This is a genomic window from Microbacterium laevaniformans (assembly GCF_016907555.1).
Taxonomy (GTDB): Bacteria; Actinomycetota; Actinomycetes; order Actinomycetales; family Microbacteriaceae; genus Microbacterium; species Microbacterium laevaniformans.
Genome location: NZ_JAFBCE010000001.1, coordinates 2,555,481 through 2,572,244 on the forward strand (window position 1 = coordinate 2,555,481; position 16,764 = coordinate 2,572,244).

Below are 16,764 nucleotides of genomic sequence, written 5' to 3' on the forward strand. Positions count from 1 at the left end.
GCGGGAAAGCGTCAGTACACGTACTCCATGAGGTCCAGCCCGAGGGCGCGGAAGGCCTCGTGCGCGCGCAGCCGGTGCGCCACAGACAGGTCGTCGAAGCACACGATGAGGGCATAGGCGGCACCGGCGCGCGGGCCCGCGATCACTCCGGCCTCGGCGCGGATGCCGTCGCCGCGACCGGTCTTGTTGACGAAGAGCAGACCGTGGCGGTCGTCATCGTGCGCGAAGGGGTCCAGCGCGGTGCTCGCCGCGACGAGCGCCAGATCCTGGTTGAGGCTGAGCCACTCCGACACCTGCGCGCTCACCGCCGGGGAGACGACCTGAGCGTTGACGAGCCCCGCGAACAGCGTGACCAGCTCCCCCGTCGACGCGAGACCGACGTGCGGTGCGTCGTCGGGCCCGCGCTCGTCTCGGAAACCGTCGATGAGCGCGGTCTTCACGAGACCGATCTCCTCGACCCGCGCGCGGACGGTCTCCAGCCCCACGCGCTCCAGCAGCGCATTGGCGGCGGCGGCGTCGGATGCCGCCGCGGCGAGCACCGCCAGATCGCGCACCGGAAGCGCGGGAGCCGCCAACCGATGCCAGAGGCCGCCGACGGTGACCGGCGCCACCGAGCTGCGTTCGATGATCTGCAGGGGATCGAGGGTGCCCGCGTCGATCTGCGCCGCGACCTCGATCAGCAGCGGAACGACGCCGATGCCGGCGACGGGCAGCACGAGGTGGGCGTCACCCGCGAGCACCGTCTCGCCCGAGTCCAGATCCGTGACGCACACCGACACCTGCGCCCCTGCCGCGGCGACGGCGTCCAGTGCGGCGAGCGCGGTGGCGAACGAACGCGAACGGCCGGGCGAGCGTCGCGGCGAACGCCGGGTCGACGCCCGCTCTCCGCGCGCTTCGCCGCGCAGCTGCGCGCGCACCTCACCTCGACGTGTCGACGATGCCCGACCTGCACTGTCCACGCGAGATGCTCCGTCCTCGATGTTCTCGCCGGCGCCGGCGTCGTGACCCTGGCGCCGGGCCGACGATCGCCGGCCCGGCGACGCCGTGGTCACCAGATGGTGACGCGCTGGTCGGCGTCGAGCCACAGCGCGTCGGTCTCGGTGACGTCGAACGCACGGTAGAACTCGTCGACGTTGCGAACGATCTGGTTGCAGCGGAACTCGTTGGGCGAGTGCGGGTCGATCGTCAGCAGGCGGATCGTCTCGGCCTCGCGACCCTTCTGCTGCCAGATCTGCGCCCAGCTGAGCAGCAGCCGCTGAATGCCGGTGTAGCCGTCGATCACAGGACCATCGGCATCCTCGTCGGTCGTGTCGGCGCCGAGCGAGAGGCGGTAGGCCTTGATCGCGATGCCGAGCCCGCCGAGGTCTCCGATGTTCTCGCCGATCGTGAGAGCGCCGTTGACGTGGTGCTCCGCGGCGAGGCCCTGCGGCACGAGTGCGTCGTACTGGGCGATGAGGGCGCCGGTGAGCTGCTCGAAGGCGGCGCGGTCGTCATCCGTCCACCAGTCGCGAAGGGCACCGGCGCCGTCGAAGGCCGACCCCTGGTCGTCGAAGCCGTGGCCGATCTCGTGGCCGATCACGGCGCCGATGCCGCCATAGTTGGCCGCGGCATCCCGGTCCAGCTCGAAGAACGGGTACTGCAGGATCGCGGCCGGGAACACGATCTCGTTCATCAGCGGGTTGTAATACGCATTGACCGTCTGGGGTGTCATGTACCACTCGTCGCGGTCGATGGGGGCGCCGAGCTTCGCGATCTGCCGTTCGTGCTCCCACGCGTTCGCGCGGCGCACGTTGCCGATCAGATCGGCGCCATCGACCTCGAGCGCGGAGTAGTCCTTCCACGTCACGGGGTAGCCGACCTTCGGCGTGAACGCGTCGAGCTTCTCGAGGGCACGGCCGCGGGTCTCCGGGGTCATCCACTCGAGGGTCTCGATCGAACGCCGATAGGCCTCGATGAGGTTCGCGACGAGCTCGTCCATCGCCTCTTTGGCTGCGGGCGGGAAGTGGCGCTCGACGTAGACCTTGCCCACGGCTTCACCCATCGCCGCCTCGACGAAGCTGACGCCGCGCTTCCAGCGCTCGCGGTTGACAGGAACGCCCGTGAGCTCGGTGCCGTAGAACGCGAAGTTCGCGTCGACGAAGTCCGACGACAGGAACGCCGCCGAGGCGCGCACGATGTGCAGCCGCAGCCACGCCTTCCAGTCCTCGAGGCGATCCTCGACGAGCAGCGAACCCAGGCCCTCGAAGTAGCTGGGCTCGTTCACGTTGATCTCGGCGAAGCCGTCGCGACGTCCAGGGGCGACCGCATCCAGCCACGGTGCGAGGTCGACGCCGACGAGCCGCTGCACGTCGTCCCACGTCATGAGGTTGTAGGTGGCGACGGCGTCGCGCGTGCGCACGTTGTCCCAGTGGTGGCTCGCCAGCTCGGTCTCCAGCGCCAGCACGCGGTCGGCCTGCCGCCCGGCATCCTCACCCTGCGCACCCACGCCTGCGAGACCGAGGACCGTCTGCACGTACTCACGGAAGGCGATGCGGGTCTTGTCGAAGTTATCGAGGCGGTAGTAGCTCTCATCCGGCAGCGACAGACCGGACTGCACGAAGAACGCGACGTAGCGCTCGGGGTTTCCCGGGTCGGGCTCGATGTAGACGCCGATCATGCTGCCGACGCCCTCCCGCTCCATCTCGCCGACCGTGCGCAGCAGCGCCGGGATGGAGTCGATGGCGTCCACGCGTGCCAACTGGGCCGCGAGGGGCTCGGCCCCGAGCCGCTCGATGCGCTCGGTGTCCATGAAGCTCGCGAACAGGTCGCCGATCTTGCGCGCCTCCGTGCCCGGCTCCGCCGTCGTCGACTCCTCGATGATGGCCCGCACGTCCTTCTCGGCCTGCTCGGCGATCAGGTGGAACGAGCCCCAACGCGCCTTGTCGTCGGGGATCTCCGTACGTTCCAGCCAGGCGCCGTTCACGTGACGGAACAGGTCGTCCTGAGGACGGATGCCGGGGCTCAACGCGGACAGCTCGATACCCGAGCGAAGGGTGGGGGCGGTCATGCCGTACAGGATACGCGCCGGTCCTGTCCGCGCGATCCGTGTTCACCCGCCGTTCGCCCACCCCCGGTCGTTGCGCGGCGCCCCTCCCCCCGGTCGTTGAGCGAGGAGCACCGCGACGAGTCGAAACGCCCCGCCCCGACCGACGCGCCGCGTCGGCGCCCGCCCGTAGGCTCGACGCATGGCCGCGCCCACCCTCAACCGTGAGATCCTCCGGCTGGCGGTGCCGGCCCTGGGTGCGCTGGTCGCAGAGCCCTTGTTCCTCATCGTCGACGCGGCTCTCGTCGGCCATCTGGGAGTGGTGCCGCTCGCGGGCCTCGGGATCGCGTCGGCCGTGCTCCAGACGATCGTCGGACTCATGGTCTTCCTCGCCTACTCGACCACACCCGCGGTGGCGCGTCGCTTCGGCGCCGGTGATCATGCCGACGCGGTGCGAGCCGGCGTCGACGGCCTCTGGCTGGCTCTCGGTCTGGGCGTCGTGCTCGCGATCGCCGGATCGCTGGCGACACCCGCGCTCGTGTCGCTGTTCGGCGCGGCGCCCGATGTCTCCCACCAGGCGCTCATCTACCTGCAGCTGTCGATGTGGGGCCTTCCCGCCATGCTCATCGTGTTCGCGGCGACGGGCCTGCTGCGCGGCATGCAGGACACCGTCATGCCGCTGTGGATCGCGGGCAGCGGCTTCGCCCTCAACGCGGCGCTGAACGCCCTGTTCATCTACGGGTTCGGGTGGGGCATCGCCGGGTCGGCCGCCGGAACCGTCGCAGCACAGTGGGGCATGGTCGGCGCCTACGCGGTCGTGATCGGCCGACTGGCGCAGCGGCACTCGGCATCCCTGCGTCCGCAGCGCGACGGTCTGCGCGGATCGGCCGCGTCGGGGGGCTGGCTGTTCCTGCGCACCGTGTCGTTGCGCGCGGCGTTCCTCGCGACCGTGTTCGCGGCGACCGCTCTCGGCACCGACGAGCTGGCCGGGTGGCAGGTCGCGTTCACGATCTTCTCGACCGCCGCCTTCGCGCTCGATGCGTTGGCGATCGCCGCCCAAGCGCTCATCGGTCGGGGCCTCGGAGCCGGCGATGAGTCGTTCGTCCGTCGTGTGCTCGGCCGCACCGTCGCGTGGGGGGTGTGGTTCGGGGTGATCGTGGGCGCTGCGATCGCGGCGCTCTCCGGCGTGATCGGTCTCGTGTTCACCGGGTCGCCCGAGGTCGCCGCTCTCGTGCAGCCCGCTCTCCTCGTGCTGGCGGTGGCGCAGCCGGTGTGCGGTGTGGTCTTCGTGCTCGACGGCGTGCTGATGGGAGCCGGCGACGTGCGCTACCTCGCGGCGGCGGGCGGCCTCAACCTCGTCCCGTACCTGCCGGCCCTCGCGGTGCTGTGGCTCGCGCATCCGACCGGGGCCATCGGCCTGATGTGGCTCGCCGTCTGCTTCTTCGGGATCTACATGCTGGCGCGGCTCGCGACGCTCGCCTGGCGCGTGCGGCGGCCGGAGTGGGTCACCGCCCGGGCGTGAGCGGCCGGGGCGTCACGCCCAGCGGCGACACCACTCGTACATCACGACCGCGGCCGCCGCGCTCGCGTTGATCGAGCGGGTCGAGCCGTACTGGGTGATCTCGACGACGGCGGATGCCGCGGCGACCGCCTCGGCGGACAGACCCGGTCCCTCCTGGCCGAACAGCAGGACGCACCGCTGAGGGAGCTCGGCGCGGTCGACCGGCACCGACCCGTCGACGTTGTCGACGGCGATCACGGAAATCTCGGCGTCCTCGGCCCAGGCGGTGAACGCGGCGACATCTTCGTGGTGCCGCACGTGCTGGTAGCGGTCGGTCACCATCGCGCCGCGACGGTTCCACCGCCGCTTGCCGATGATGTGCACCTCCGCGGCGCCGAACGCGTTGGCGCTGCGGACGATCGAGCCGATGTTCATGTCGTGCTGCCAGTTCTCGATGGCGACGTGAAACGGATGCCGGTGCTCATCGAGGTCGGCCACGATCGCGGCCATCGTCCAGTAGCGGTAGCGGTCGACGACGTTGCGGCGATCACCGTCGGCGAGTAGGTCGCGGTCGTAGCGGGGATCGTCGGGCCACGCGTCGGGTCCCCCCGGCCACGGCCCGACCCCGACGGGCAACTGAGGCTCGAGCTCGGCACTGTCCGGGGCGGCCGCATCCGGCGGCAGCACGGGCTCGGTCATCGCTCCAGGCTACCGATGACCTCGCCGACTCGCCTTCCGTATTCAGTCCGCACGGATGCGCCACGGGCGATCGGTCCGTTCGTTCTGCGACCTCGTCGCGCTGCCGGACCACGCGGGACTGAATACGGAACACGTCCGCGTGGGGCCGCCTCGGCCGCGCGTCACGACGAGGCGTCGATGTGGAGGAGTTCGGTCCACGTGCTCGACATCTCGGCCACCCGAAATCTCTGATAATTTTTCGGTGTGCCGAAAAATACCTGGGTGATCATCGAGGCGCCTGTCCGGACGGCGACCGTGCCCTCCCGGACCCGGCGCGCGGCATGGCTGCTCGGTCCGGCGCTGGTCGCCGGTGTCGCCTACCTCGATCCCGGCAACGTCGCGAGCAACATGACCGCCGGGGCGCGGTTCGGCTACCTGTTGGTGTGGGTCGTCGTGCTCGGCAACGCGATGGCGTGGCTCATCCAGTACCTGTCCGCCAAGCTCGGCATCGTGACGGGACAGAGCCTCGCCGAGACCCTCGGCGAGCGCCTTCGTCGTCCCTGGGCGCGCCGCGCCTACTGGCTGCAAGCCGAGCTCGTCGCCGTCGCCACCGACGTCGCCGAGGTGATCGGCGGCGCGGTCGCCCTCTGGCTTCTCTTCGGCGTCCCCCTGCCCGTCGGCGGCCTCGTCACGGGAGCCGTCTCGATCACACTGCTGCTCATCCAGCAGCGCCGCGGCGCGCGCAGCTTCGAGTTCGTCGTGATCGGCCTGCTCGTCGTGATCTCGATCGGCTTCACCTACGGCGTCTTCATCGCCCCGCCGGATGCCGCGAGTGTCGCCGGCGGCATGATTCCGCGATTCGAGGGGTCGGAGTCGGTGCTGCTCGCGGCATCCATCCTGGGCGCGACGATCATGCCGCACGCGATCTACGCCCACAGCGCCCTCGCCCGCGACCGGTTCTCCTCCGCCGGCGCGCGCCCCGTCGACCGCGCCATCACCACGCCGCGCCTGCTGCGCGCAACCCGCTGGGACGTGACGATCGCCCTCGCCGTGGCGGGCACCGTGAACCTCGCGATCCTGCTGCTCGCGGCCGCCAACCTCGCCGGCGTCGACGGGACCGACAGCCTCGAGGGCGCATACGGCGCCCTCGAGGCGGGACTCGGCGGCGTCGTCGCGACGATGTTCGCGGTCGGCCTGCTCGCGAGCGGCCTGGCGAGCACCACGGTGGGCGCCTACGCCGGCGCGGAGATCATGCACGGCCTGCTGCGCGTGCGCGTGCCGCTGATCGCGCGGCGCCTCGTCACGCTGGTGCCGGCCATCGTGATCCTCGCGCTCGGGGCCGATCCGACCTGGGCGCTGATCCTCAGCCAGGTGCTGCTGAGCTTCGGCATCCCGTTCGCGCTCGTGCCGCTCGTCGCCCTCACCGCCCGCCGCGACGTGCTGGGGGCCCACCGCAACCGCTGGTGGACGACCCTTGCGGGTGTCGTCGCGTCGGTGTTCCTCATCGCTCTGAACGCACTGCTGCTGTGGCTCGTGCTGACGGGCCGATAGTCACGGCCGGTAGCCTGAGAGCGTGGCTGCGAACTCCGTCGCGATCGACGACTACCTGAAGACGATCTACCACCACACCGAGTGGCAGCCCGTGCTCATGACGTCGTCGCAGCTGGCGGCCGAGCTGAAGCTCGCCCCGTCGACGGTCACCGAGATGGTGCAGAAGCTCGTCGCACAGGGCCTCGTCGACCACCGCCCGTACGGACCGGTGGCACTGACGGAGCGGGGTCGGCTGCGCGCGGCATCCATCATCCGTCGCCATCGCCTGATCGAGACGTGGCTGGTGCAGGAGTTCGGCTACGCGTGGGACGAGGTGCATGACGAGGCCGAGGTGCTCGAGCATACGATCAGCGACCGCCTGCTCGCCGGCATCGCAGAGCGGCTCGGGCATCCTCGCTTCGACCCGCACGGCGACGCGATCCCGGATGCCGAGGGCAACGTCCACCGCCTGCCGTTCGTGCTGCTGTCGGCCGCCGAGCTCGGGCACGCGGGTGACGTGCTGCGGGTCAGCGACCGTGACCCCGAGCTCCTGCGCGCGCTGGAGGGAGCGGGCATCGATGTGGGGCACCGCCTCGTGGTCGCCGGAACGGACGTGGTCCGCGTCGATGACGGCGCGACGGTCGCCCTGCCCGCCGGCGCGGCCGGTGCGGTCTGGCTGACCGCCTGACCCGGGTTGTGCCCCGCCCTCGCCGCCGGCGTGGCTGCCCCCCGCCACGGGGATGTCCCAAAAGCCGTCCCCTCCGGGGCCTCCACACCGCACAATCTGGGACACGCCCCGCTACAAGTGGGACACGGTCGGGGGCGATGGGGGGCATCGCGACCGTGCGCGCGGAGGGGCTGGCCGACAGCGTCAGCGCCGCCAGAGGCGCCGCGGCCGGCTGGCCTTGAGGTAGGGCCAGGTGATGCCGGTGGCGTGCTCGCAGTAGTCCCAGAGCCGGGTCGCGATGTCCTCGCGCCGCGCCAGTTTGCTGGCCTGACCGAGCGTGGGCGCGCCGGCGACCAGGCGCGACGGCCCCCAGAACTGCCCACCGACCGCGCCCGGATCGACGAGCGCGCGCACGAGCGGCCACGCCCCGCGCTCCTTGGACTGCGTGATCGGGGCCTGCAGGTTGTCGACGAAGCGCGTCATCCGCGTGGGCTCGTTGATGCCCAGGATGCCGCGGGTGCGTCCGCTGATCGCGTACCCGGGATGGGCGACGAGGCTGGCGATCGGCACGTTCGCGGCCCGCAGGCGCCGATCGGCCTCGAAGCCGAGAGCGGTCGTCGCGACCTTCGACTGCACATAGGCCCGCCACGGCGAGTAGTTCGTCTCCAGCTCGGGATCGACGGGGTCGTAGTTTCCCATCGCGGTCGACATCGACCCGACCCACACCATACGACCGCGACCGGCGGCGAGCGGCGGCAACAGCTCGCCGGCGAGCGCATAGTGGCCGAGGGCGTTCGTCGCGAAGACGACCTCGTGGCCGTCGGCGGTGGTCTCGCGGTGGCGCGGCGGGTGCACGACTCCGGCGTTCAGCAGAAGCCCGTGCAGCCCCGCGCGACCGCGCACCGTCGCGGCGGCGGCGCGCACCGAGCCGAGGTTGCTGGTGTCGAGCAGGAGGGTCGTGATCTCGGCATCCGGCACCTGGCGCCTCACCGCGATGCGCGCGGTGGCCAGCTTGTTGGGGTTGCGCCCGGTCATGATGACGTGGGCACCGGCACCGGCCAGCTGCAACGACGCGAAGAAGCCGAGCCCGGCCGTCGATCCGGTGACGAGGTACCGTCTGCCGGACAGGTCGGGGAGCATCATCGGGTCCCAGTCGTCGCGTGCCACGCGTCGAGACTACGGCCGGATCGCCCCGCTAGGCTGGCCCCATGCGGACACGCGCCGATATCGAATGCTGGCTCACCGACATGGACGGCGTCCTCGTCCACGAGAACAAGCCGATCCCGGGGGCTGCCGAGCTTCTCGCGCAGTGGCGCGATGCGGGCACACCGTTCCTCGTGCTGACGAACAACCCGTTCTACACACCGCGTGATCTGAGCGCGCGCCTGCGCATCTCGGGCCTGGAGGTGCCGGAGGACCGCATCTGGACCTCGGCGCTGGCGACGGCCGAGTTCCTGCGCTCGCAGCATCCGGGCGGCACCGCCTTCGTCATCGGCGAAGCCGGCCTGACGACCGCCCTGCACGAGGCGGGATACGTCCAGACCGAGACGCAACCCGACTACGTCGTGATCGGCGAGACGCGCAACTACTCGTTCGACCGCATCACCCAGGCGATCCGCTTCATCAACAACGGGGCGCGCTTCATCATCACGAACCCCGATGCGACCGGGCCGACCCCCACCGGTATCGTGCCGGCGACCGGCTCGTTCGCCGCGCTCATCACGCATGCGACGGGCAAGGCCCCGTACGTGGTCGGCAAGCCGAACCCGATGATGTTCCGCTCCGCGATGAACCGCATCGGGGCCCACTCGGAGAACACCGGCATGATCGGTGACCGCATGGATACCGACGTCGTCGCCGGCATCGAAGCCGGACTGCACACGATTCTCGTCCGCACCGGCATCTCCGACGACGCCGAGATCGAGCGCTACCCGTTCCGCCCCGACGAGATCCTCGACTCGGTCGCCGACCTGCTCGCCGACGAGCCGGCGGAGTCCGAGATGCCCGAGGGGCTGTGACGGAGCGCAGCTCCGGTCGGCGGGTCACCCTCACCGAGGTCGCAGAGAGGGCGGGCGTGTCGCGCTCGGCGGCCTCGTTCGCGTTGAACGGTCGCCTCGACCAGCGTCTGTCCGTCGAGACGATGGCCCGCGTTCGCCGGGCGGCCGACGAGCTCGGCTATCGCGCGAACGTCACCGCGAAGACCCTGCGCACGGGCCGCTCCGGCACGGTCGCGCTGGTCTCGGACTTCGTCAGCTCGACCTCCTTCGCCAACTCGATGGTGCGCGGCGCGCTGGAGCGCCTGCGCGAGGCGGGGCTGCTGCTGTTCACCGTCGACACACAGGGGGATGCCGAGATGGAGCGCCGCTTCCTCGACGACCTCGTCGCGCGCGACATCGACGGCATCCTGTACGCGTCGATGTTCACGCGGCGCGTGACGCCCCCGGCGTCCGCTCGGCACACCGCGCTGGTGCTCATGAACTGCGAGGCCGACGACGCGGCGATCAGTTCGATCGTCCCCGACGAGCGGGCCGCGGGCGCGACCGCGGCACGGCTGCTGCGGGAGGCCGGTCACGATCGCGACATCTGGTTCGTCGGAACGCTCGCGCCCGGCCGCACCGGGGGCAGCGCCTGGCACGAGTGGGGTCCGGTCGCGCTCCCTCGTCGCCTGGAGGGCATCCGCGCACAGCTCGCCGCCGCGGGCACGCAGCTCGCCGGCGAGGTCGCCGTGGACGACGACTGGACGGTGCACGACGGGCGGGATGCCGCGGAGCGCCTGCTCGCGTCCGGCGTGCGCCCGCGCGCCGTCATCTGCGTCAACGATGCCGTCGGGGTCGGCGTGTTCCAGGCCCTCCGCCGAGCGGGGCTGCGGGTGCCCGACGACGTGTCGCTCGTCTCCTTCGACGGCGGCGTGCTCGCCGAGGCGACCGATCCGCAGTTGGTCTCCCTGCGCCTTCCGCAGGCGGAGATCGGCCGTCGCGCCGCCGATCTGCTGCTCTCCCCCGACGAGGGCGTGCGCCACGAGCTCGTCGAGATGCCGGTCAGCGCCGGCGCCTCGATCGCCGCGCCGCGGTTCTGACGGGCGGCATCCGGAGTCGGATTTATCCGGCCGATGGGGCGAAACTCCTGCTTGCCCCGGTTGCTATATCGGTATAGCTTGAGACGCGACGGCGGCGGAGCCTTCGGGAACACCGCACTGTCGTCCACCTTCGTCACCCGCACGTACAAAGGAGTATGACCATGAGCGCACCCCTCGCTCGCACCGCCCCCAACCCCTGGTGGGTGGGCTTCGTCTGCGGAATGGCGACGTTCGTCGACGCCGCCGCGACCACCGGCATCGCCGTCGCCCTCGTCCTCTTCCAGTCGTTCGCCCCCGGGACTCCCGGACTCACGCCCGATCAGGTCGGCCTGCTCACGGGCGTGCTGACCGCGGGCGTCGCGATCGGCTCGCTCGTGGGCGGGCGCCTGGCCGACCGCTTCGGCCGTCGCCGCGTCTTCCTCGTCACGATGACCCTCATCGTGCTCGGATCGCTGACGCCGTTCTTCGGCGTCTCCTTCGGGCTGCTCCTGCCCGGCATCGCACTCATCGGCCTCGGCGTCGGCGCCGACCTGCCCGCCGCCCTCGCCTCGATCTCCGAGGCGGCCACCGACCGCAACCGGGGCAAGATCCTCGTCTTCTCCAACCTGCTCGGCGGCTTCGGCATCCTCCTCGCGGTGCTCATCGGCATCTTCTTCGGATCCCTCGGCGAGGCCGGTGGGCGCATCATGTTCGCGGCCTTCGGCGGCGTCGGCCTCGTCGTCCTCGCGCTGCGGCTGACGATCCCCGAGTCGGCCGACTGGCTCGCGGCCCGCGACGAGCGCCGCAGCGGCGTGCAGACCGTCCGTGCCGAGCGCGGCCGCCTCCGCGACTTCGGTCGCCCGCAGTACCGCCGCCCCTTCGTGACCCTGCTCGTCTACTACACGCTCGCCTCGATCGCGATCAGCGTGGCCGGAAGCTTCGGCACCTTCGTGGCGGTGAACGTCGCCGGCATCCCGGTGAACGAGTACCAGACCTGGACCCTGCTGGCGATGCCCGCCGCGATCCTCGGCGCCGTCTGGTTCATGGCCGTCGCCGACACGACGTTCCGCATGAGCTACTACGTCGCCGGCGCGATCGCGGTGGTCGTCGCGAACCTGGTGCCGGTGGTGTTCGGCTTCACGCTGCCCGCCCTCATCGTCTCGGTGGTCGTGACGACCTTCGCCGGCGCGTTCTGTTTCGAGACGATCATGAAGGTGTGGACGCAGGAGTCCTTCCCCACCATGCTGCGCTCCACGGCGCAGGGCACCGTCTACGCCGTCGCGCGGTTCGCCACCGCCGCGTTCAACGTCGTCACCCCGGCCCTGCTGCTCCTGAATCCCAGCGCCGTCTACGTGGCCGTCTCGGTGGTCGCCGCCGCCGGCTTCCTCATCGGCTGGATCGGCTTCCGCCGTGGCGTGACGAACGCGTTCGACGTCGAGGCGGACATGCTGCCGGCATCCGACACGGACGCGCCCGCCGCGACACTCGCCCGCTGATCCGGCTGCCCTGACGAAAGAACTCCCATGCGACTCGTTCCCTTCGAGACCACCGTCCGCGCGCTCACGCTGCGCGGCACGCACTACCTGCCGGATGCCGCGGAGGGCCCCGGCCCGGCGCCGCATCCGACCGTCGTGCTGCTGCACGGCTTCGGCGGATCTCGAGTGGAGACAACGGGGGTCTTCGTGACGCTCGCTCGTGCGCTGGTCGGGGCCGGTTTCGGGGTGTTCGCCTTCGACCGGGCCGGGCACGGCGAGAGCGACGGGGAGTTCTTCGACACGACGGCGTCGGGTGACGTCGCCGACACGGCCGCCGTGCTGACGGCGATCCGACAGGCCGACGAGGTGGATGCCGACAACCTCCATCTCGTCGGCATGAGCCTCGGCTCCGTGATCGCCGCGGTCGTCGCGGCGGAGGCGGAAGCCGGCGGCATCCGCTCGCTGACGATGTGGTCGACGGCCGCCGTGTTCGTCGACGACATCCGCTCGGGACAGATCCAGGGGCGCTCGCTCGCCGCGCTCGACGGGCCGGACGGGTTCTTCGACTTCCTCGGGATGCGACTGGGCCCGGCGATGCGCGCCGACGCTCTCACGTTCGATCCGTATGCGCGAGCCGCGGCCTACGACGGTCCGGCCCTGCTGCTGCACGGCACGGCCGACTTCGTCCCGGTGCGCTACGCCGAGCGCTACGCCGACGCGCACGTGTTCGGCGAGCGCGCCGAGGTCGTCGTCGTCGAGGGGGCCGATCACGGGTGGGCCGAACTGCCCCAGCGTGACGAACTGATCACCCGCACCGTCTCGTTCATCACGGCCCACTCCGAGAGGACCGCATCGTGACCACCCCCCTCATCCCGTCCCGCACCGGCATCGGCGAGGTCGTGCGCCTCGGAGACGCCGAGGTGCTGCTGGAGGGTCATCTCGACCTCGACGACAGTCGCGGCATCCGCCCCCTGCGCCTGCCGCGGAGCACGTGGGCGCACTTCCCGCCGAACGGGGAGATCCTGCGCGCGATCACGGCCAACGCGAGCGGTGTGCGCGTGCGCTTCACGACGGCCGCGACCACGCTGAGCCTGACGCTGCGGTGCACGCAGCTGTTCTTCGCCGAGCTCGCCGGACCGGTCAACGACGTGGTCGTCGAGGTCGACGGCGAGCCGGTGCACGTCGTGCGCGCGCCCGTCACCGACGTCCGTCGACTCTCATGGACCGGGGATGCCGCGACCGATGAGCCGCTGACCGAGCCGGCCACACTGGAGGTCGCGCTGGGCTGCGCGGGCGGGCCGGGTGCGCGTGCCGTCACCGTGTGGCTGCCGCAGGGGATGATCGTCGACCTGCTCGATCTTCGCGCCGACGCCCCCATGATCGCGGCAGAACCGTCGCATGCACCCGTCTGGATCCACCACGGCAGCTCGATCAGTCACTGCGTCGAGACACCCTCGCCGACCGGGGTCTGGCCCGTGATCGCGGCGCGCACGAGCGACCTGTCGCTCGTCAACCTCGGCTTCGGCGGGCAGTGCATGCTCGACCCGTTCGTCGCCGACACGATCGCCGTCACGCCCGCCGACGTCATCACGCTCAAGGTGGGCATCAACATCGTGGGGGCGCGGTCGCTCGATCAGCGCACGTTCACGCCCGCGATGCACGGCTTCCTCGACCGCGTGCGCGCCGGGCATCCCGACACCCCGATCGTGCTGGTGTCGTCGATCCTCTGGCCCGGAAGCGAGGACACACCGGGGCCCTCGGACGTGGAGTTCTTCGACGACGGTCACGTCCGCTGCTACGCCGCCGGAGACGCCGCCGACGTCGCCCGCGGTGCGCTGACCATGACCGAGTCGCGGCGACAGCTGGCCGAGGTGGTGCGGGTGCGCGCGGCATCCGGTGAGCGGATCGCGTACCTCGACGGGCTGAGCCTGTACGGCGCCGACGACGCGGAGCGCTACACGCTGCCCGACAGCCTGCACCCCGACACGGAGCTCTACGCCGAGATCGCGGCACGCTTCTCCGCCGCTGTCTTCGGTGCCGACGGGCTCGTGCCGCGCGCCGGGCTAGGCTGAGACTGCCCGCCTCCGCGCGGGCGGAGGAGACAACGTGAACGCGACCGAGCAGACGCTGCTGTTCGCCTCGACCGGCGTCGTGCTGGTCGGGACGCTCGTGGTGTTCGTCGTGCAGTTCCTCCGCGGTCGCCGGCGCGACGGCGGCGACGGGAGCGACCAGTGATCGCCATCGTCTTCGTCGTGACCGCGATGGTGCTGCTGATCGTCGCACTCGTGCTCTTCGTGCGGGGCCGCCGCGATGCCCCCCAGGGAACGCCACTGCCGAACGGCCGCGGCATCCTGTTGCTGACCCTCGCGGGACTCGTGCTCGCGCTGGCGTCGCAGCTGCCCGTCTTCCGCTGAGCGCGCCGGTCGGGTCGCCGCCGGCGCTCCCAGAATCGGATGCCGAGAACGGATTCGGATCTGTCGGCCGGCGGCATCCGAATCTGCTGCTCATCTCCGCATCCGGTTCACGGCCGGGGGCAGCAGCGGGCCCTACTGCGCCTGCAGGCCCAGGTCGTCGAGGTCGATGATCGAGCGCCACTCGTAGCCGGCGGCCTCCACCGCCGCCTGCGCGCCGGTCTTGCGGTCGACGACCGTGACGACCGCGACGATCTCGGCACCGGCAGCCGCCACGACCTCGGCCGCCTTCAGGGGGGAGCCTCCGGTGGTGGAGGTGTCCTCCACGATCACGACGCGCTTGCCGGCGACCTCGGCGCCCTCGATCTGGCGACCGCGGCCGTGGTCCTTCGGCTCCTTGCGCACGACGAACGCGTCCGCGGGCGTGCCGGCGGCGACCGACGCGTGCATGACGGCGTTCGCGATCGGGTCCGCCCCCAGGGTGAGTCCGCCGACGGCATCCACGTTCAGGTCGCGCACCGCGTCGAGCACGAGCCGGCCGATCGCGGGGGCCGCGCGGTGGTCGAGCGTGAGCTTGCGCATGTCGACGTAATAGGTCGCCTTCTTGCCGCTGGACAGCGTGAAATCACCGTGGAAGACGGCCTCGGCGGCGATGAGGTCGATGAGGGCGCGGCGCTCGGACTCGAGCTCGGGCGTGGAGGCGGCGGTCATGCACACGAGTCTACGGAAGCGAAGAACCGGGATTATTTCCGCAGCGTCTCCGCCCGCGGCATCCGTTCCGCGCTCTAGAGTCGGGAACGTCACCCGGCGCGGTGCCCCGGCGCGCCCGGAGGCCCGCCGGACCCGATCGAAGGAGCACCATGGCCCGCATCGGCATCGTCCGCGAGCGGGACGGCGAGACCCGCGTCGCCGCCTCCCCCACCACCGTCGGCAAGATCCGCGCGCTCGGCTACGACGTGAGCGTCGAGTCCGGCGCCGGCGCCGCATCCTCCTTCCCGGATGCCGCGTACACCGCCGCCGGTGCGACCATCGCCACCCGCGACGAGGCCTGGGGCGCCGATGTCGTCCTGTCGGTCGCGGCCCCCACGGATGCCGAGATCGCGCTGCTGCAGCCGGGGGCGACGCTCGTCGGCATCCTGAGTCCCGCGCTCAGCCCCGACCTGCTCGCCGCCCTCGCCGCCCGCGGTGTCACGGCCCTCGCCATGGACGCCGTGCCCCGCATCTCGCGCGCGCAGTCGATGGACGTGCTCAGCTCGATGGCCAACATCGCCGGCTACCGCGCGGTCGTCGAGGCCGCGAACGAGTTCGGCCGCTTCTTCACCGGACAGGTCACCGCCGCCGGCAAGGTGCCGCCCGCGAAGGTGCTGGTCGCCGGGGCCGGCGTCGCCGGTCTCGCCGCGATCGGCGCCGCCTCGAGCCTCGGCGCGATCGTCCGCGCCACCGACCCGCGCCCCGAGGTCGCCGACCAGGTCGCCTCCATCGGCGGCACCTACCTCGAGGTCGTCGTGCCCGACGAGCAGAAGGAGGTCTCGGCCGACGGCTACGCCAAGGCCACCAGTGCCGCCTACGACGCCGCGGCCGCCAAGCTCTACAGCGGCCAGGCCGCCGACGTCGACATCGTCATCACGACGGCCCTCATCCCGGGTCGCGCCGCCCCGCGCCTGCTCACGGCCGCCGACGTCGCCGCGATGAAGCCCGGCAGCGTCATCGTGGACATGGCTGCCGGCCAGGGCGGGAACGTCGAGGGCTCCGTCGCCGGCGAGCGCGTCGTCACCGCGAACGGCGTCATCATCCTCGGCTACACCGACCTCGCCGGACGCCTCCCCCAGCAGGCGTCGCAGCTCTACGGCACCAACCTGCTGAACCTGCTCACCCTGCTCACCCCCGGCAAGGACGGGCAGCTCGTCATCGACGACACCGACGTCGTGCAGCGCGCCGTCACCGTCACGCGGGGCGGCGCCGTCACGTGGCCACCGCCCCCCGTGCAGGTCTCGGCCGCGCCCGCGAAGCCCGGGGCGGATGCCGCGGCATCCTCTCCCGCGCCGGCCCCCAAGAAGGGGCTCTCGGCGGGCGCGAAGACCGGCCTGATCGTCGCCGGCGTCGCCGCCCTGTTCCTCGTGTGCGCGGTCGCGCCCGCGCCCCTGCCGCAGCACATCCTCGTGCTGACCCTCTCGGTCGTGATCGGGTTCTACGTCATCGGTAAGGTCGCCCACGCCCTGCACACGCCCCTGATGAGCGTCACGAACGCGATCAGCGGCATCATCGTCGTCGGCGCGATGAGCCAGATCGTCGTGCCGAACCCCGTCGTGCAGGTGCTCGCCGCGGTTGCGGTGCTCCTGGCATCCATCAACATCTTCGGAGGCTTCGCGGTGACCCGTCGCATGCTCGCCATGTTCCAGAAGGGTGACCAGAAGTGACCGACGCC

Annotated in this window: 16 protein-coding genes; 11 read left to right on the forward strand and 5 right to left on the reverse strand. The window is 71.3% G+C overall.

What is annotated here, in order from left to right; genetic code table 11:
* Positions 1–11: 11 nt before the first annotated feature.
* Both JOE53_RS12215 and JOE53_RS12220 read right to left on the reverse strand, forming a co-directional pair.
* Positions 12–959 (reverse strand): serine hydrolase, encoded by a 948-nt coding sequence (locus tag JOE53_RS12215; RefSeq protein WP_082230710.1) that lies wholly within the window; start codon positions 957–959, stop codon positions 12–14.
* 89 nt (positions 960–1,048) lie between these two features.
* Complete coding sequence (locus tag JOE53_RS12220; protein WP_204947882.1) at positions 1,049–3,046, reverse strand: M13 family metallopeptidase; 1,998 nt, start codon at positions 3,044–3,046, stop codon at positions 1,049–1,051.
* Positions 3,047–3,224: 178 nt separating this feature from the next.
* Here JOE53_RS12220 and JOE53_RS12225 point away from each other — a divergent pair, with 178 nt between their 5' ends.
* The gene (locus JOE53_RS12225; protein WP_204947883.1) at positions 3,225–4,544 is read left to right on the forward strand and encodes an MATE family efflux transporter; all 1,320 of its coding nucleotides are present in this window, start codon (positions 3,225–3,227) and stop codon (positions 4,542–4,544) included.
* A 12-nt stretch (positions 4,545–4,556) separates the two neighbouring features.
* Here the strand turns inward: JOE53_RS12225 and JOE53_RS12230 are convergent, their stop codons facing one another.
* Positions 4,557–5,222 (reverse strand): TrmH family RNA methyltransferase, encoded by a 666-nt coding sequence (locus tag JOE53_RS12230; protein WP_204947884.1) that lies wholly within the window; start codon positions 5,220–5,222, stop codon positions 4,557–4,559.
* Between the two features lie 261 nt (positions 5,223–5,483).
* On the opposite strand from JOE53_RS12230, the gene JOE53_RS12235 reads away from it, so the two are divergent.
* Both JOE53_RS12235 and JOE53_RS12240 read left to right on the forward strand, forming a co-directional pair.
* Positions 5,484–6,752: an Nramp family divalent metal transporter gene (locus tag JOE53_RS12235; protein WP_204947885.1), complete on the forward strand. Its 1,269-nt coding sequence runs from the start codon at positions 5,484–5,486 to the stop codon at positions 6,750–6,752.
* Between the two features lie 22 nt (positions 6,753–6,774).
* On the forward strand, positions 6,775–7,419 hold the full coding sequence (locus tag JOE53_RS12240; protein WP_204947886.1) for a metal-dependent transcriptional regulator: 645 nt from the start codon (positions 6,775–6,777) through the stop codon (positions 7,417–7,419).
* A 183-nt stretch (positions 7,420–7,602) separates the two neighbouring features.
* On the opposite strand, the gene JOE53_RS12245 is transcribed toward JOE53_RS12240, so the two are convergent.
* Positions 7,603–8,538 (reverse strand): SDR family NAD(P)-dependent oxidoreductase, encoded by a 936-nt coding sequence (locus JOE53_RS12245; protein ID WP_204948242.1) that lies wholly within the window; start codon positions 8,536–8,538, stop codon positions 7,603–7,605.
* 68 nt (positions 8,539–8,606) lie between these two features.
* Between JOE53_RS12245 and JOE53_RS12250 the strand changes: the two genes are divergently transcribed.
* The 7 genes from JOE53_RS12250 to JOE53_RS12275 all read left to right on the forward strand — a co-directional run bounded on the left by JOE53_RS12250 (position 8,607) and on the right by JOE53_RS12275 (position 14,342).
* Positions 8,607–9,416 (forward strand): HAD-IIA family hydrolase, encoded by an 810-nt coding sequence (locus tag JOE53_RS12250; RefSeq protein WP_005051875.1) that lies wholly within the window; start codon positions 8,607–8,609, stop codon positions 9,414–9,416.
* A complete protein-coding gene (locus tag JOE53_RS12255) occupies positions 9,413–10,474 on the forward strand; it encodes a LacI family DNA-binding transcriptional regulator (RefSeq protein WP_005051873.1) in 1,062 nt (353 codons plus the stop codon). The genes JOE53_RS12250 and JOE53_RS12255 overlap by 4 nt, the downstream gene beginning before the upstream one ends.
* A 161-nt stretch (positions 10,475–10,635) precedes the next feature.
* Positions 10,636–11,949, forward strand: coding sequence for an MFS transporter (locus JOE53_RS12260; protein ID WP_005051871.1), 1,314 nt, complete (start codon positions 10,636–10,638; stop codon positions 11,947–11,949).
* Between the two features lie 27 nt (positions 11,950–11,976).
* Positions 11,977–12,786 (forward strand): alpha/beta hydrolase family protein, encoded by an 810-nt coding sequence (locus JOE53_RS12265; RefSeq protein WP_204947887.1) that lies wholly within the window; start codon positions 11,977–11,979, stop codon positions 12,784–12,786.
* On the forward strand, positions 12,783–14,000 hold the full coding sequence (locus JOE53_RS15130; protein WP_204947888.1) for a GDSL-type esterase/lipase family protein: 1,218 nt from the start codon (positions 12,783–12,785) through the stop codon (positions 13,998–14,000). Before JOE53_RS12265 ends, JOE53_RS15130 begins: the two co-directional genes overlap by 4 nt.
* A 34-nt stretch (positions 14,001–14,034) precedes the next feature.
* A complete protein-coding gene (locus JOE53_RS15035; protein ID WP_267911500.1) occupies positions 14,035–14,163 on the forward strand; it encodes a hypothetical protein in 129 nt (42 codons plus the stop codon).
* A complete protein-coding gene (locus tag JOE53_RS12275) occupies positions 14,160–14,342 on the forward strand; it encodes a hypothetical protein (RefSeq protein WP_016464066.1) in 183 nt (60 codons plus the stop codon). Before JOE53_RS15035 ends, JOE53_RS12275 begins: the two co-directional genes overlap by 4 nt.
* A gap of 132 nt (positions 14,343–14,474) precedes the next feature.
* On the opposite strand, the gene pyrE is transcribed toward JOE53_RS12275, so the two are convergent.
* Positions 14,475–15,050, reverse strand: a complete 576-nt coding sequence (pyrE, locus tag JOE53_RS12280; protein WP_005051864.1) for an orotate phosphoribosyltransferase — start codon at positions 15,048–15,050, stop codon at positions 14,475–14,477.
* A gap of 149 nt (positions 15,051–15,199) precedes the next feature.
* Here pyrE and JOE53_RS12285 point away from each other — a divergent pair, with 149 nt between their 5' ends.
* On the forward strand, positions 15,200–16,756 hold the full coding sequence (locus JOE53_RS12285) for a Re/Si-specific NAD(P)(+) transhydrogenase subunit alpha (protein ID WP_204947889.1): 1,557 nt from the start codon (positions 15,200–15,202) through the stop codon (positions 16,754–16,756).
* Positions 16,757–16,764 lie beyond the last annotated feature (8 nt).

Excerpts from the sequence above, each read along its gene's own strand:
- JOE53_RS12265 (WP_204947887.1), top strand. The coding sequence starts at position 11,977 with ATGCGACTCGTTCCCTTCGAGACCACCGTCCGCGCGCTCACGCTGCGC.
- JOE53_RS12245 (WP_204948242.1), bottom strand. The coding sequence starts at position 8,538 with ATGCTCCCCGACCTGTCCGGCAGACGGTACCTCGTCACCGGATCGACG.
- JOE53_RS12230 (WP_204947884.1), bottom strand. The coding sequence starts at position 5,222 with ATGACCGAGCCCGTGCTGCCGCCGGATGCGGCCGCCCCGGACAGTGCC.
- JOE53_RS12260 (WP_005051871.1), top strand. The coding sequence starts at position 10,636 with ATGAGCGCACCCCTCGCTCGCACCGCCCCCAACCCCTGGTGGGTGGGC.
- JOE53_RS12250 (WP_005051875.1), top strand. The coding sequence starts at position 8,607 with ATGCGGACACGCGCCGATATCGAATGCTGGCTCACCGACATGGACGGC.
- JOE53_RS12225 (WP_204947883.1), top strand. The coding sequence starts at position 3,225 with ATGGCCGCGCCCACCCTCAACCGTGAGATCCTCCGGCTGGCGGTGCCG.
- JOE53_RS12220 (WP_204947882.1), bottom strand. The coding sequence starts at position 3,046 with ATGACCGCCCCCACCCTTCGCTCGGGTATCGAGCTGTCCGCGTTGAGC.
- JOE53_RS12285 (WP_204947889.1), top strand. The coding sequence starts at position 15,200 with ATGGCCCGCATCGGCATCGTCCGCGAGCGGGACGGCGAGACCCGCGTC.
- pyrE (WP_005051864.1), bottom strand. The coding sequence starts at position 15,050 with ATGACCGCCGCCTCCACGCCCGAGCTCGAGTCCGAGCGCCGCGCCCTC.